General features: G+C 69.9%; 11 protein-coding genes. 6 read left to right on the top strand and 5 right to left on the bottom strand.

Going from position 1 to position 15,552, the window contains the following annotated elements; genetic code table 11:
- Positions 1-18: 18 nt before the first annotated feature.
- The gene (locus ACFWBB_RS17500) at positions 19-927 is read left to right on the top strand and encodes a LysR substrate-binding domain-containing protein (protein ID WP_385272451.1); all 909 of its coding nucleotides are present in this window, start codon (positions 19-21) and stop codon (positions 925-927) included.
- Between the two features lie 209 nt (positions 928-1,136).
- Here ACFWBB_RS17500 and ACFWBB_RS17495 read toward each other — a convergent pair whose 3' ends face one another.
- Positions 1,137-2,126: an Lrp/AsnC family transcriptional regulator gene (locus tag ACFWBB_RS17495; RefSeq protein WP_385272448.1), complete on the bottom strand. Its 990-nt coding sequence runs from the start codon at positions 2,124-2,126 to the stop codon at positions 1,137-1,139.
- 126 nt (positions 2,127-2,252) lie between these two features.
- Between ACFWBB_RS17495 and ACFWBB_RS17490 the strand changes: the two genes are divergently transcribed.
- From ACFWBB_RS17490 to ACFWBB_RS17480, 3 genes are all read left to right on the top strand, one after another.
- Positions 2,253-3,773 carry an MFS transporter gene (locus tag ACFWBB_RS17490; protein WP_385272445.1) on the top strand — a complete coding sequence of 507 codons (1,521 nt, stop codon included), beginning with the start codon at positions 2,253-2,255 and terminating at the stop codon, positions 3,771-3,773.
- A 268-nt stretch (positions 3,774-4,041) separates the two neighbouring features.
- On the top strand, positions 4,042-5,868 hold the full coding sequence (locus tag ACFWBB_RS17485) for an AMP-dependent synthetase/ligase (RefSeq protein ID WP_385272442.1): 1,827 nt from the start codon (positions 4,042-4,044) through the stop codon (positions 5,866-5,868).
- 156 nt (positions 5,869-6,024) lie between these two features.
- The gene (locus ACFWBB_RS17480; RefSeq protein ID WP_385272439.1) at positions 6,025-6,861 is read left to right on the top strand and encodes an aldo/keto reductase; all 837 of its coding nucleotides are present in this window, start codon (positions 6,025-6,027) and stop codon (positions 6,859-6,861) included.
- Between the two features lie 65 nt (positions 6,862-6,926).
- Here ACFWBB_RS17480 and ACFWBB_RS17475 read toward each other — a convergent pair whose 3' ends face one another.
- Positions 6,927-7,646 carry an SDR family oxidoreductase gene (locus tag ACFWBB_RS17475; RefSeq protein WP_385272436.1) on the bottom strand — a complete coding sequence of 240 codons (720 nt, stop codon included), beginning with the start codon at positions 7,644-7,646 and terminating at the stop codon, positions 6,927-6,929.
- Positions 7,647-7,799: 153 nt separating this feature from the next.
- Complete coding sequence (locus tag ACFWBB_RS17470) at positions 7,800-8,624, bottom strand: class I SAM-dependent methyltransferase (RefSeq protein WP_385272433.1); 825 nt, start codon at positions 8,622-8,624, stop codon at positions 7,800-7,802.
- A gap of 30 nt (positions 8,625-8,654) precedes the next feature.
- Between ACFWBB_RS17470 and ACFWBB_RS17465 the strand changes: the two genes are divergently transcribed.
- Positions 8,655-8,783 carry a hypothetical protein gene (locus ACFWBB_RS17465; protein WP_385272430.1) on the top strand — a complete coding sequence of 43 codons (129 nt, stop codon included), beginning with the start codon at positions 8,655-8,657 and terminating at the stop codon, positions 8,781-8,783.
- 242 nt (positions 8,784-9,025) lie between these two features.
- On the opposite strand, the gene ACFWBB_RS17460 is transcribed toward ACFWBB_RS17465, so the two are convergent.
- Both ACFWBB_RS17460 and ACFWBB_RS17455 read right to left on the bottom strand, forming a co-directional pair.
- On the bottom strand, positions 9,026-10,750 hold the full coding sequence (locus ACFWBB_RS17460; protein ID WP_385272427.1) for a glycoside hydrolase family 6 protein: 1,725 nt from the start codon (positions 10,748-10,750) through the stop codon (positions 9,026-9,028).
- 112 nt (positions 10,751-10,862) lie between these two features.
- The gene (locus ACFWBB_RS17455; RefSeq protein ID WP_385272424.1) at positions 10,863-12,356 is read right to left on the bottom strand and encodes a cellulase family glycosylhydrolase; all 1,494 of its coding nucleotides are present in this window, start codon (positions 12,354-12,356) and stop codon (positions 10,863-10,865) included.
- Between the two features lie 264 nt (positions 12,357-12,620).
- Here ACFWBB_RS17455 and ACFWBB_RS17450 point away from each other — a divergent pair, with 264 nt between their 5' ends.
- A complete protein-coding gene (locus ACFWBB_RS17450) occupies positions 12,621-15,536 on the top strand; it encodes a glycoside hydrolase family 48 protein (RefSeq protein WP_385272421.1) in 2,916 nt (971 codons plus the stop codon).
- Positions 15,537-15,552: the final 16 nt, after the last annotated feature.

Raw genomic sequence — 15,552 nt, 5'->3', positions numbered from 1 at the left:
GGGGCTACTGTGACGGGCGTGTACGAGCCCACCCATCTGCGCACCTTCCTCGCCGTCGCCCAGACGTTGAGTTTCACGCATGCGGCGCGGCGGCTGGGACTGCGGCAGTCCACGGTCAGCCAGCACGTGCGACGCCTCGAGGACGCGACCGGGCGGGCGCTGTTCACCCGGGACACGCATTCCGTGGAGCTGACGGAGGACGGCGAGGCGATGCTCGGGTTCGCCCGCCGGATCCTGGACGTCCACGAGCAGGCCTCGGCGTTCTTCGCCGGCACCCGGCTGCGCGGCCGGCTGCGGTTCGGCGCCTCCGAGGACTTCGTACTGACGAGGCTGCCGGAGATCCTGGAGGGATTCCGCTACGACCATCCCGAGGTCGACCTCGAACTGACGGTGGAACTGTCGGGCACCCTGCACGAGCAACTCGCGGCCGGGAAACTGGACCTGGTGCTGGCCAAGCGGCGCCCCGAGGATCCCCGGGGCGAGCTGGTGTGGCACGACGGGCTGGTGTGGATCGGCGCGGAGCGGCTGCGTCTGGACGCCGACCGTCCGGTCCCGCTCATCGTGTTCCCGCCCCCGGGCATCACCCGCGCCCTGGCCCTGGAGGCGCTGGAGCGACAGGGGCGGGCCTGGCGGATCGTATGTACGAGCGGCAGCCTCAACGGCCTCATCGCGGCGGCCCGGGCGGGGCTCGGCGTGATGGCTCACTCACGGGGTCTGATCCCGCCCGGCCTGGTGCGGATCCCGGAGCGGGCGGGGCTGCCGGAGCTGGGACGGGTCGACTTCGTGCTGGTGCACGGGCGCCGGCTCACCGCGGCCCAGGGCGCCGCGGATGCGCTGGCGGCGGCGATCCTGGCGGGCGGTGACCGGCTGCACCGGCGGACCGCATCCGGGCGCCGGCTGGACCGGCCGGGGGACGCCGTCGGCTGAGCACGGGCACACGCACGCGTACTTGTACCCCACATCACGGCCGACGGCCCACGGCCGACGGCCGACGGCCCACGGCCCACGGCAGGCACCTGACGGCTGACGGCTGACGGCTGACGGCTGACGGCTGACGGCTGACGGCTGACGGCTGACGGCTGACGGCTGACGGCTGACGGCTGACGGCTGACGGTCCACCGCCTACCGCCTACCGCCTACCGCCCAGCGTGCTGGTAGGTCAGCTGTTTCACCCTTCGCATGAACGGCATCGCCTCCACGTGCTGGACGCCCTCCAGCTGCCCCAGGGGCCCGCTGAGGTAGGCGTAGAGGCCGGCCGTGTCCCGGACCACCGCGGTGACGACGATGTGCGAGGGGCCGGCGGTGGCCGAGGCGAAGGCGACCTCGTCGTGGGTCGCGAGCGCCTCCCCGACGGAGTGCAGGGCGGAGGGTGCCGTGGTGATCCACAGGAGGGCGGCGAGGGGATAGCCGAGGCACTCGGAGTGGTATTCGACGTCGATGTAGACCGCGCCCGAGGCGAGCAGGGCGGCGAGGCGGCGTTTGACGGCGGACTCGGAGCGTCCGGTGGCGCGCTGGAGTTCGGGGTGGCCGGCGCGGCCGTCGCGTTCCAGAACGGCGAGCAGGGGTTCGTCCTCGGGCTCGATACGGGCCCGCCCCACCCTGGCCGCGGGGTCGTGAGGCGGTGCCAGGGCCTCGAGCTGACCTTCGTCCAGCGCACCGGACTTCAGCAACCAGCCGCTCGGCCCGCCGTAGAAGCGGTGCAGGAGCTGCTGGGCGCGGATCTCTACGACGCTCGGAGTGCGCGGCAGCTTGCTGAGCAGCAGGTCGTCGTGGTCGCCGGGATGGCGGGGCCGGGACATGCAGGCGATCTCGGTGCCGCCGGAGCCCAGGCCGATCCATTGTGTGTCGGGCCGCCTGGCGAGCGCTTCGGCGATGACCGTGGCGCTGTCGGGAACGCAGCGCAGGCGCAGCATCCACTGGTCCTGTCCGAGGCGTTCGGCGTCCCGGACGGCGACGACCCTGAGCCCGGCCTCGGCGGTGAGCCGGCGATAGCGGCGCGCGATCGTCTGGTCGGAGACGCCCAGGACCGCGCCGAGCCTGCTGAAGGAGGCCCGCCCGTTCGCCTCCAGCGCCGTGAGCAACCGGAGATCCAGTCCGTCCAGCTTGCCTTGGGTGTCGAATTCCATGTCTGTTGGCCTCCCCCGCATCGGATTCAGTCGTCCAGGCACCTGATACCACGGTGATCGGCCTCGTCCCGTCCATCGTACGGAGCGCTGGGTGTCAATCGCGGAGGAAAGACGGAGGAACGGGACATGCGCATATGGGGGCCGCTGGCAGCGGTGTGCCTGGGCACGTTCATGTTGTTGCTGGACGTGACGATCGTGATCGTGACGCTGCCGGACATGGCGCGGGGGTTGCACGCCTCGCTGAGCGATCTGCAGTGGGTGGTGGACGGGTACGCGCTCGCGCTGGCCGCGCTGCTGCTGGGGGCGGGGGCCACCGCCGACATCCTGGGGCGCCGCCGGGTGCATGTGGTGGGGGTGGTGCTGTTCGCGACGGCGTCGCTGCTGTGCGGGCTGGCGAACGGCCCGGACACCCTGGTGGCGGCGCGGGCCCTGCAGGGGGTGGGTGCGGCCGCGATGCTGGCGACGACGCTGCCGCTGCTCGGCTCGGTCTACCAGGGCCGGCAGCGGTCGACCGCGCTCGGGGTGTGGGGCGCGGTGAGCGGCGCGGCTGCGGCGGTCGGGCCGGTGCTGGGCGGGCTGCTGGCCGAGGGGCCCGGCTGGCGGTGGATCTTCTACGTGAACCTGCCGGTGAGCGTGGTCGCGGTGTGGCTGACGCTGAAGGCGGTGCCGGAGTCCAGGGGGCCGCGCGGGATGCGGGTCGACTGGGCGGGCACGGCGACCTTCGCGGTCTTCGCGGGCGGGACGGCGTACGCCGTCGTGCGGGCCGGCGCGGACGGCTGGACGGCGTCCGCGACGCTCACCTCGTTCGGGCTCGCCGCACTCGGGCTGGTGTGCTTCGTGCTCGCGGAGCGGCGGGCGGCACATCCGCTGCTCGACCTGTCGCTGCTGCGCAGGCCGGCGTTCGTGGGGGTGATGGTGGGCGCGCTGGCCTTCAACGGTGTGGCGTTCGGGGTGACGCCGTACCTGTCCATCTGGATGCAGACACTGCTGGGGATGAGCCCGGTGCGCGGCGGGCTGACGCTGTTGCCGATGACGGTGGCCGCCATGGTCACGGCGGTCGTGGTGGGTAAGCGGTTCCACGGCGCTCCGGCCCGACTGACCATCGGCGGCGGGCTTGCGCTGATCGGCGCGGGCTGTTTCTGCCAGGCCGTGCTCGGCGCGGGTTCGGACTGGACGGCGCTGGTGCCCGGCTTCGTGCTGGTGGGCATCGGAACCGGTTTCGTCGCGCCCACCGTGGCGGGGGCGGCGCTGGCCTCGGTGGAACCGGCGCGGGCCGGGATGGCGGGCGGGGCCGTGAACACCGTACGGCAGCTGGGGTACGCGCTCGGGGTCGCGGTCTTCGGCACCGTGGTGACCTCCCGGATGACCGGCACCCTCCCGCACGACGCGTCGCACGCGCTGGCGGGCGGTGGCGCCGGTGCGCTGCGCGGCTCGTTCCCCGAGCACACCCTGCGGTCCGCGTTCGCCTCCGGGCTCGATGCGGCGCTGGTGACGGCGGGCTGCGCGGGCGTGGTCGCCGCGGCGCTCGTGCTCGCCCTGGTCAGGCCGCCGCGCGCGGCCGCGGCGGCGGTGACGCGAGCGGATGCTCCCGCGCTGCCGGCGTTGCCGGAGGACCGGGCGGCCGATGGGGCGACCCCCCGCCCGTGATCTTGGGAGGGGGTTCGTGCGGCGCGGGCCGTGACGGGCGTCCGAAGGGTCGGACAGCGTAAGCGGTACGGGCAGATTCGGTGGAGATTACGGTGCCGAAACTTACTCGTCCGTCAGTTTTCTGTCCGACCCTTCCCCATGTGAGCCCATTTTCCGGCACTGACCAGCACAGACGAGAGCATCGCTCGTCTTCCGCCCCCCTCCCTTCCTGTCGTCGGGTGGGGTAGCTTTCACGGCGCTGTGCGGCCATGAGAAGCGGGGTGCGGGTTTGCGCGAGTTCACCAACCCTCCGTTGGCGTCGGCACCGCCGGTGGGCGGTCTGGCCGACGTCGTGTTCCGGCACGCCCAGGAGGACCCGCGGTACGTCGCGCTCGGCCGTAAGGACGAGGACGGCGAATGGCGGGACGTGACCGCCGGCGAGTTCCGCGACGAGGTCCTCGCCCTCGCCAAGGGGCTCCTCGCCCAGGGCATCCGCTTCGGCGACCGCGTCGCGATCATGTCGCGTACCCGTTACGAGTGGACGCTCTTCGACTTCGCCCTGTGGACGATCGGCGCCCAGGTCGTGCCGGTCTACCCGACCTCCTCGGCCGAGCAGTGTTTCTGGATGCTCTACGACTCGGAGTGCACCGCCGCGGTCGTCGAGCACGAGGACCACTCGATGACGATCGCCACCGTCATCGACCGCCTCCCCCGGCTGCGGCAGCTGTGGCAGCTGGACTCGGGCTGTGTGCAGGAGCTGTACGACGCCGGCGCCTCCCTCGAGGACGACGTGGTGCACCGGCACCGGGAGGCGGTCACGCCCGACTCGACCGCGACGATCATCTACACCTCCGGTACGACGGGCCGGCCCAAGGGCTGTGTCATCTCGCACGGCAACTTCATGTTCGAGGCGGACACCGTCATCGAGCGCTGGGAGCCGGTGTTCCACTCCAAGAAGGGCGACGAGGCGGCGACCCTGCTGTTCCTGCCCCTCGCGCATGTCTTCGGGCGGATGGTGCAGATCGCCGCGGTCCGCGGCAAGGTCCGCTTCGGCCACCAGCCCCAGCTGCACGCGGCCGCCCTGCTTCCCGACCTGGCCGCTTTCAAGCCCTCGTTCTTCCTGGCCGTGCCGTACATCTTCGAGAAGGTCTTCAACGCGGCCCGCCGCAAGGCGGAGCGGGAAGGCAGGGCCGGGCCGTTCGAGAAGGCCGTCGACGTGGCCGTGAACTACGCCGAGGCGGTCGAGGCGAAGGCGTGGGGCATCGGGCCCGGCCCTTCCGCGGGTCTGCGGATGCAGCACCAGCTGTTCGACAAGCTCGTCTACTCCAAGGTGCGCGCGGCGATGGGCGGGCGGGTGCGGCACGCCATGTCCGGCGGCTCGGCCATGGACCGCAGGCTGGGCCTGTTCTTCGCCGGCGCGGGCGTACAGATCTACGAGGGTTACGGCCTGACCGAGACGACGGCGGCCGCGACCGCCAACCCGCCCGGGCGCACCAGGTACGGCACGGTCGGCCAGGCCATCCCCGGCATGACCGTGCACATCGCGGACGACGGCGAGGTCTGGCTGCGCGGCGACAACGTGTTCCAGGGCTATCTCAACAACCCCAAGGCCACCGACCAGACCCTGCACGACGGCTGGCTGGCCACCGGTGACCTGGGGGCGCTGGACGAGGACGGTTACCTCACCATCACCGGCCGCAAGAAGGAGATCCTGGTCACCTCCGGCGGCAAGAGCGTCTCGCCCGGGCTGCTGGAGGAGCGGGTGCGTGACCATCCACTGGTCAACCAGTGCATCGTCGTCGGCAACGACCGGCCCTTCGTCGCCGCCCTGGTCACCCTCGACCAGGAGGCCGTCGAGCACTGGCTCCAGATGCGCGGCAAACCGCGGCTGACGCCGGTCGACCTGGTGCGCGACCCGGATCTGGAGGCGGAGGTGCGCCGGTCCGTCGTAGCGGCCAACACACTGGTCTCGAAGGCCGAGTCCATCCGCACCTTCCGTATCCTCGCCCAGCCCTTCACCGAGGAGCACGGGCTCCTGACCCCGTCACTGAAGCTGAAGCGCAAGGCCATCGAGAACGCCTACGCGGACGAGGTCGACGCGCTGTACCGCTCATGAGGTTCCCGGCGAATCCTCGGCGGTGTGGGGCGGCGGTGTGAGACGGCCTTCCGGCGGGTAGGCGACGACGGAATTCGGCGGTCAGGAATGCATCACGCGCCGTGATCGTTGAGGATGGAGTACGACTTTGACGGACAACCGAAGGATCAAGAGCTCGTGAGCAGCAAGGTCCCCCAGATCATCCTCAACAACGGCGTGGAGATGCCCCAGCTGGGCTTCGGTGTCTGGCAGGTTCCGGACGACGAGGCGGAGCAGGCGGTCTCCACCGCGCTGGAGGCCGGGTACCGCAGCATCGACACAGCGGCGATCTACGGCAACGAGGAGGGCACCGGCAAGGCCATCGCCTCCTCCGGCGTGCCCCGCAAGGACATCTTCGTCACCACCAAGCTCTGGAACAGCGACCAGGGGTACGACTCGACGCTCCGCGCGTTCGACGCCTCCCTGGACAAGCTCGGTCTGGACTACCTGGACCTGTACCTCATCCACTGGCCGCTGCCGTCCCGCGACGGTTACGTGGACTCGTACAAGGCGTTCGAGAAGCTCCTCGCGGACGGCCGGGTACGAGCGATCGGCGTGTCCAACTTCCTGCCGGAGCACCTGAAGCGGCTGGTCGGCGAGACGTCGGTGGTCCCGGCGGTCAACCAGATCGAGCTGCACCCGCATCTCCAGCAGCACGCCTCGCGCGAGGTCCACACGGAGCAGGGCATCGTCACCGAGGCCTGGTCTCCGCTCGGCCAGGGCAAGGGCCTCCTCGAGGTCCCGGCGATCGTGGCCATCGCCCGCAAGCACGAACGCACCCCGGCCCAGGTGGTGCTGCGCTGGCACCTCCAGCTCGGCAACGTCGTGATCCCGAAGTCGGTGACGCCGTCGCGGATCAAGGAGAACATCGACGTGTTCGACTTCAGCCTGGACACCGAGGACCTGGCGGCGATCAGCGCCCTCAACGAGGACCGGCGGATCGGTCCGGACCCGGCGACGTTCGACGTCGGCTGAGGTTCCCCCGCTCGTTTCGAGGGCGCCCCCGCTCGGGGGGCGCCCTCGACGCGTCGGATGGCTCGTCAGTTGGGCTGCCCGATCGGCCGTACGACGACGGTGTTGACGTCGACGCCCGCGGGTTGCCGGATGGCCCACACGACGGAGTCGGCGATCTGGTCGGCGGTCAGCAGGTGCCCGGGCGGCAGACTGCCGTAGCTGTCCCAGAACGGGGTCTCCACCCGGCCGGGGGCGACCAGCGTCACGCCGACCCCCCACTCGGTGACCTGGCGACGGGTGTTCTCCGCGAGTCCGGTCACCGCCCACTTCGTCGCCCCGTAGATGTTGCCCGGGGTGGGCACGAAGCCCGCGACACTGCCGATCAGCACGATCCGGCCCCGGGTCTCCTTCAGCGCGTCGATCGACGCCCGGATGAGGAGGGCGGGGCCGAGTACGTTGGTCAGCACCATGTCGGTCCACCCTGCCGGGTCGCCCTCGGCGACCGAGTCGTGGGTGGCGGTTCCCGCGTTGGCGACGACCGTGTCCAGTCGACCGTACTCCCCGAGCGTACGGTCGACCGCCGACCGCACGCGGTCGTGGTCGGCGGCGTTCCCCGCCACCGTCAGCAGTTCCTTCGGCTCCCCGAGTTCCGCGGCGAAGGCGCGCAGCCGCTCCTCTCGTCGGCCGGTGACGGTGACGCGGTACCCGGCGTCCAGCAACTGCCGTGCGACGGCGGCGCCGATGCCGCTGCCACCGCCGGTGATCAGTGCGACCGGAGAATCCGAAGTGCCCGATGCGCTGCTCATGATGTGGCCCCCATTGCGTCGGCTGCGTGTCCTGGCTGTGCGCGCCGGCTGCGTCGCGTCGCGACTCGCCGTGCGTCGCGCGGTACGCAGTCCACCACTTGGAGCGCTCTCCAAGTCAAGTGCCACCAGGCCGACTTGGCTCCGGGCCACGGCCTACCGGACGGGCTTCACCGCCGTGTGCACGGTGTGCGCCGCGAGCACGAACACGTCCGCCCTGCGCTGCACGCCACCCTCGTCCTGCGGGTCGAGCAGCCGGTCCACCGTGGCGCGGTCGTCGGGGTCCAGGGTGTCGCCGTAGACGTCCCGCAGCCGGGAAAGGGACGCGGCGATGTAGGCACGGGCCCGGTCGGAGGCGGGCGCCGGCAGGTCGAGCAGGAAGCTGCGGGTCCGTGCGTGCTTCAGACCGGCCGCGCCGAGCAGTGCCGCCCAGTTCTCGGTCTCGTCGACGGAGCCGGGCAGGTCGGACCTCATCCGCGCGAACCACTCCTCCTGCAGCGCGTCGAGCCGTGCCTCCAGACCGGGCCTCCCGAAGCCGAGCTCGCGGGGCAGGAACCGGGTCGGCAGACCGCCCTCCATGATCGCCAGCGTTCCGCCCGGCGCGAGGCGCTCCGCGAAGGCGGCCAGGGCGGCGCGCTGGTCGCCCAGGTGGTGCAGACTGCGGCCGGCCCACAACAGGTCGGCCGGGTAGTCCAACTCGGCAAGTGCATCGGGCAGTTCACCGACCAGAGTGCCGAAACGGTCGCCGTACCCGAGCCGCTCGGCGCGCCGGCGTGCCCGCTCCAGCAGCGGAGCGGAGCCGTCGGCCGCCACGACCCGCGCACCCGGGAACGTCTCGGCGAACAGACAGGAGACGACTCCGGGGCCACTGCCCACGTCCACGATCAGGCCCGGCTCGGTGACCTCCTTCCCGAGCCAGGACAGGGCCCGCTCGTACAGAGGCGTGAACAGTTCGGCCTGCGCTTCGAGGTGCGGGGCCATATCGGCCCAGTCGATGTCGGTGCCGTGACCATGGCCATGCCCATGCGGATGGGTCTGCGTATGGCCTGGGGCATGGCCATGCCCCTGAGTGTGCTGGTCGCCGTGGGATTCCTGCGGGTGGTGCGCCATGGTGTCAGCCTCTCGTCCGGTGTGCCGTAAGCGTGCGCCGACGCACCGGCCCGGTGCCACCTTTGTTGCCGGTGCGGCAAAAAGCAGGTTGCTCACGGCAAGCCGGATCACGTCTGTCCGGCCGCCCTTTCGAGCCGGGGCGGCCGGACAGGAACCGCTGGGCGGTGGGGTTCGCCATCCGCCGGGGGCCGGCCCGGCCACGCGGGCCTGATCGCCGGCCCCGGCGGATCACCGTCGTCTCACCTCACTGCCGAGCGGACCCGCCCACCGGCCTACAGCGGCGGGTACGCGTTCTGCATCAGCTGCTGGAACTGGGCCGAGAACCAGCGCCCGGACAGCGGCGCGTTCGGCAGGGCTCCCGACAGGTTGTTGTTGTTGCGGGGGTTGCCCGTGTACGTCGGGTCGCACATCCGGTCGAAGCCCTTGCCCTCGTCGTTCGCGATGGCGGAGCTGGAACCGTCGGACTCACCCGGCGGCTTCATCCACACATACGCGTCGATCCCGGTGGCCGGAGCCGCCTTGGGACGCTCACCGAGGCCGGCGCCGGACTGGTTGCACCAGTTGCCGATGTGGATACGGCGGTCGTAGCGGCCGCCGTCGACGTAGGTGTCCACGCTGGTCGTGGCACCCGGACCGGCGGGCCGGGCGGTGCCGCCCCAACCGTTGCGGGAGGTGTCGATCAGCATGCCGATGTCCGACTTGAAGCCGGAGCTGACCAGCTGGTTTCGGAACGCCTGGGCGTACGACTGCTCGTCGACGTACCGGTTCCAGTCCACCCATTTGGACTCACGGACCGACTTGCCGGCCACGGAGTCGTTGATGGTGAAGTTGTTCTCCTTGAGGGCGCTGTAGTTCGCCGTGTTGGTGATGAAGCCGTGCACGTCGTCGACGGTCGCGCCTTCGGCGGTGGCCGCCTGGTAGAAGAGCTGGGCTGAGGGGGCGAAGTTGTCGTCCCAGCCGAGCCAGCCGTGGTGACCGGCGTCGATGTAGTTGTAGACGTTGGGGATCGCGCCCAGCTTGTTCAGCGCGTAGCCGACGCCCTTCACATAGTTGCCGTTGGCCTTCATGGTGTCGCAGGCCGCGGTGGCGGTGGCCCGGCTGCCGGTGTTGGTGACCAGGTTGGGCAGCGAGTCGATCTCGATGGTGGTGACGATCCGCAGACCGGCGTACTTGCTGTCGGCGAGGATCGTCGCGATCGGGTCGATGAACTGCGTCTTGTACTTGTCGATCTCCGTCGGGCCGAGCTCGCCGTTGGAGGCGAGGGCCGCGCAGTCACGTCCGGGGAGGTCATAGACGACCAGCTGGACGACTTCCTCGCCGCTGCCCTTCTGGGCGAGGGCCGCGTCCAGGTGGGCGCGCAGGCCCATGCCGCCGTTCGCACCGTTGATGGCGGCGATGCGGTCGAGCCAGACGCCGGTGGGCTGGTTGGAGATACGGCTGCCGCCCGTCTCGGCGGCGGCCTTCGCCGACCATTCGGGGTTCACGTACACCTTGGCGCCCACGTAGGGGTTGTCGACCTTGGTGGACGGGGTGCCGGGGCCCGTCGGGGTGCCGGGGTCGGTCGGGGTGCCGGTGCCACTGTCGACGTTGCAGGTCACTCCGTCGAGCGTGAACGCGGTCGGGATCGCGTTGGTGCCGGTGTAGGTGCCCTGGAATCCGAAGCTGACCGAACCCCCGGTCGCCAGCGTCCCGTTGTAGGTCTCGTTGTTGGCGGTGACGGCCGTGCCGGACTGGGTGACCTTCGCGTTCCACGCGTTGGTCACCTTCTGAGTGCCGACGTACGCCCATTTCACCGACCAACTCGACTTCGCGGCCGAGTTGTTGGTCACGGTGACGGCGGTGGTGAAGCCGGTGCCCCAGTCGTTCTGCACCTTGTAGTCGACGCTGCACGGGATGGCGGCGATGCCGGAATCGCCGGGGACGACGGCGAGCGCCGTCCCGGAGGCACCGGCTACCAGCGCCAGCGCGGCGAGTACCGCTGTTCTGCTACGGCTCATGAGTGCGGGTTTCCTTCTCGGTTGCGGGTGTGGTCCGTTGCTTCCGTTGCTCTTTCCGGTGGTTCGGTCCGGTGGGGCCGTCCGGTGGTCCGGTCCGGCTGTCCGGTGGCGCCTATCCGTCGAGTGCGCGCAGGTGGTCGCGCAGGCCGGTGCCGTACGCGGTGGGCGTCCCGTCGTAGCTGGAGATCAGGGACGGACCGGTGGAGCAGTCCCAGGTGTTCCAGGTCCAGCCCAGGTACGACAGGCCGCGGTCGTCGAACCACTTCATGACCTGATCGACGAAGCCGTGCGAGCAGGTGTTCTCCCCGATCTCTCCGGCCACGAGCGGCACTTGGGCCGCCACCGGGGCCAGGCTGGAGTTCCAGCAGCTCTCGTTGGCGCAGGTGTTGAAGTTGTAGACGTGGTACGCGGCGGCGAGATTGCCGGTCGGGTCGGTGGGCCGGTACGTCAGCCACTGGCTCAGGTCGTTGGAGTACGCGAGCCCGCCGGCCAGGATCACGTTCCTGGCGCCGGTCGCGCGTACGGAGTCGACGAGATCCTGCATGCCGGCGACCTCGTACCCGATGCCGGGACAGGTGCCGCCGTCCCGCCAGCACTGCCACGCCTGGGTGGTCGTGGAGGTGGCGCGGTCCGGGTAGGGCTCGTTGAACAGGTCGAACACGACGGCCTGGTCGTTCTTGAAGGTGTTGGCCACCGAGGTCCAGAACGACGGGGTGTACTGCATGTCGGGCATGGGCTTCTGGCAGCCGGCGTGCACATCCGAGCACCCGGCCGAGTTTCCGGTGTACTGCCCGTAGTTCCAGTGCAGTTCGACGATCGGCGTCATGCCGTGCGCCTCGATGCGGCTTACCAGATCCTTGACGGCGTTGACGTAATTGGTACCGCCGTACGCGGAGTTGATGTTCGACAGGCCCAGCCAGCACTCCTCGTTGAGCGGGATGCGGACGGTGTCGACCTTCCAGTCGGCGATCGCCTTGACCGCGGCGTCGTCGACCGGCCCGTCCCAGATACCGCGCCCCTGGACGCACATGAACTCGCCGCCGGAGCGGTTCACGCCGAGCAGACGGCGCGTCTTGCCGCCGGCGTCCACGAGCTTGTTTCCGGAGACGTGCAGCGCGGGGGGCTGGTCACCGGTGTCCGGTGGGTCCGTGGTGGGTGGCGTGGTCGGGGTGGGTGTGGGGGTGGGCTGGGTGTCGGCGTTGCAGGTCGTTCCGTTGAGCCTGAACGTCGTCGGCACGGCGTTCGTCGCCGACGCGGAGGCGATGAAGCCCGCGCTGACGCTCGCGCCGGTGCCGAGGGAGCCGTTCCAGCTCTCGTTCGCGGCGGTGACGGTCGTACCGGACTGGGACCACTTGGCGCTCCAGCCCTGGGTGACTTTCTGGCCGTTCGCGAAATCGAAGGTCAGGTTCCAACTGCTCACCGGCGACGCGTTGTTGGTGATCTTCACGGCACCCTGGAAGCCGGCGTCCCATCGGCCGGTGACCGAGTACTCCACCGTGCACGCGGGCGCGGCTCCCTGGGCCGTGACGACCGGTAACAGGGCACCCGCAACGAGGGCGACCGTGCCGGCGACGGCTGAAAGTACTGAACGCGGGGGGTGTCGCATGAGCGACTCCTTGCAGATCAGGCGCGTCGTGACGGACGCGTCGACTGATGGAATCGCTCCCACTGGTGTCTCGAAGCTAGCGCCATGTGCCGGCGAAGAACAGAGGCGACGCTGACTTTCCCTCAACCTCCGTCGTCGAATCTTTTCGACTCTTCAAGCACCTTGACCGCTCTCACCCCCATCCCCACTATGGGAGCGCTCCCACTGGTTCAAGGCTTGTTGCTCCTCCCCCACATCTCCGAGCCGCAAGGAGGAACCAGCACCATGGATCCCTCACGCAGACGTCGCGGGGCGCGGCGCCTGTGGACCGCCGCCGTGGCGGCCCTCGCGCTTCCCCTCGCCATGCTGAGCACGAGTTCGACTCCCGCCCAGGCGGCCGCACTTCAGTGCAGCGTGGACTACAAGACCAATGACTGGGGTTCAGGGTTCACCGCGGACCTGACCCTTACCAACCGCGGTACCGACCCGATCAGCGGCTGGGCCCTGACGTACACGTACGCGGGCAACCAGAAGCTGACGAACGGATGGAACGGCAGCTGGTCGCAGTCCGGTCAGCAGATCACCGTGAACAACGCCTCGTACAACGGGACGGTCGCCGCGGGCGCGGCGGTCAGCACGGGTGCGCAGTTCACCTACAGCGGGACCAACGCCGCGCCCGCGAGCTTCGCGGTCAACGGCACCACCTGCGCCGGCGCGCACCAGCCGCCGGTCACCGTGCTGACCAGCCCGGCCGCGGGCGCCGTCTACACGCAGGGGGACGCGGTGCCGCTCGCGGCGACCGCGGCGGCCGCCGACAGCGCGACCATCAGCAAGATCGAGTTCTATGACGACACGACCCTGCTGGGCACGGACACGAGCTCGCCGTACACCCTGTCCGCCTCTGGGTTGTCCGTGGGCAGTCACTCCCTGGTCGCCAAGGCCTACGACAGCCTGGGCGCGTCGGCGTCGTCGACCCCCGTCGGCATCACGGTCGCCTCGGGACCGGCCGTGGTCGCCTCCGCGAACCAACTGGCCGTGCAGCAGGGCAGGACGGGCACCTACTCGCTGAAGCTGTCGACCCAGCCGTCGGCGAACGTGACCGTCACGACCGCCCGCACCACAGGCAACACGGGCCTGACGGTGACGGGCGGCGCGAGCCTCACCTTCACCCCGTCGAACTGGAGCACCGCCCAGAACGTGACCATCACGGCCAACGCCTCCGGCACGGGCGCGGCGACCTTCGAGTCGACGGCGACCGGGCACGCGAAGGCATCGGTCACGGCCACCGAGATCGCGGGCACCAAGGCGTACGACGCCCGGTTCCTCGACCTCTACGGCAAGATCACCAACCCGGCGAACGGCTACTTCTCCCCCGAGGGCATCCCGTACCACTCGGTCGAGACGCTCATCGTCGAGGCTCCGGACCAGGGGCACGAGACGACGTCCGAGGCCTACAGCTACCTCCTCTGGCTGCAGGCGATGTACGGGAAGATCACCGGCGACTGGACCAAGTTCAACGGCGCCTGGGACATCATGGAGAAGTACATGATCCCCACCCACGCCGACCAGCCGACGAACTCGTTCTACAACGCGTCGAAGCCGGCGACGTACGCGCCCGAGCTGGACACCCCGAACGAGTATCCGGCGAAGCTGGACACCGGTGTGTCCGTGGGACCGGATCCCATAGCCGGTGAACTGAAGACCGCGTACGGCACGGACGACGTCTACGGCATGCACTGGCTGCAGGACGTCGACAACACCTACGGCTACGGCAACGCGCCCGGCAAGTGCGAGGCCGGCCCGACGGACACCGGTCCGTCGTACATCAACACCTTCCAGCGCGGCTCGCAGGAGTCGGTGTGGGAGACGGTGCCACAGCCGACCTGCGACGCCTTCAAGTACGGCGGCACGAACGGGTACCTGGACCTGTTCACCGGCGACTCCTCCTACGCCAAGCAGTGGAAGTACACCGACGCCCCCGACGCCGACGCACGGGTCGTCCAGGCCGCGTACTGGGCGGACATCTGGGCCAAGGCCCAGGGCAAGGGCGGTGACGTGTCCGCGGCTGTCGGCAAGGCCGCGAAGATGGGCGACTACCTGCGCTACGCGATGTACGACAAGTACTTCAAGAAGATCGGCAACTGCGTCGGACCGACCGCCTGCCCGGCCGGCACCGGCAAGGACGCCTCGCACTACCTGCTGTCCTGGTACTACGCCTGGGGCGGCGCGACGGACACCAGCGCCGGCTGGGCCTGGCGCATCGGATCCAGCCACACCCACGGCGGCTACCAGAACCCCCTGGCCGCCTACGCGCTCAGCAGTTACGCCGACCTGAAGCCCAAGTCGGCGACCGGACAGGCGGACTGGGCCAAATCCCTCGGTCGGCAGCTGGAGTTCTACCGCTGGCTGCAGTCCAGCGAGGGCGCCATCGCGGGCGGGGCGACGAACAGCTGGGCGGGCCGCTACGCGACTCCCCCGGCCGGCACGTCGACCTTCTACGGCATGTACTACGACCAGCAGCCCGTCTACCACGACCCGCCGTCCAACCAGTGGTTCGGCTTCCAGGCGTGGTCGATGGAGCGGGTCGCCGAGTACTACCAGCAGACGGGGAACGCGAGCGCCAAGGCGGTCCTCGACAAGTGGGTCGACTGGGCGCTGTCCAAGACCACCATCAACCCGGACGGCACCTTCCGGATCCCTTCCACCCTCCAGTGGTCGGGCCAGCCCGACACCTGGAACGCGTCGACTCCGGGAGCCAACACGGGACTTCACGTCACCGTCGCGGACTACACCAACGACGTCGGGGTGGCCGCCGCGTACGCCAAGACCCTGACGTACTACGCCGCCAAGTCCGGTGACACGGAGGCGAAGACGACCGCCAAGGCGCTCCTGGACGGGATGTGGGCCAACAACCAGGACGCCCTCGGCATCGCGGTCCCGGAGACCCGCGCCGACTACAACCGCTTCGACGACGGCGTGTACGTCCCGAGCGGCTTCAGCGGCAAGATGCCCAACGGTGACACGATCAACTCCTCCTCGACCTTCGCCTCGCTGCGCTCGTTCTACAGGAACGACCCGGCCTGGTCGAAGATCGAGAGCTATCTCGCGGGCGGAGCCGCGCCCGTCTTCACGTACCACCGGTTCTGGGCCCAGGCGGACATCGCCCTGGCCATGGGCTCGTACGCGGAGCTTCTCGAATAAACCCCGCTGAGCGCTC

Source organism: Streptomyces sp. NPDC060000, from assembly GCF_042737375.1.
Taxonomy (GTDB): Bacteria; Actinomycetota; Actinomycetes; order Streptomycetales; family Streptomycetaceae; genus Streptomyces.
This window is presented reverse-complemented; position numbering and strand designations above follow the sequence as displayed.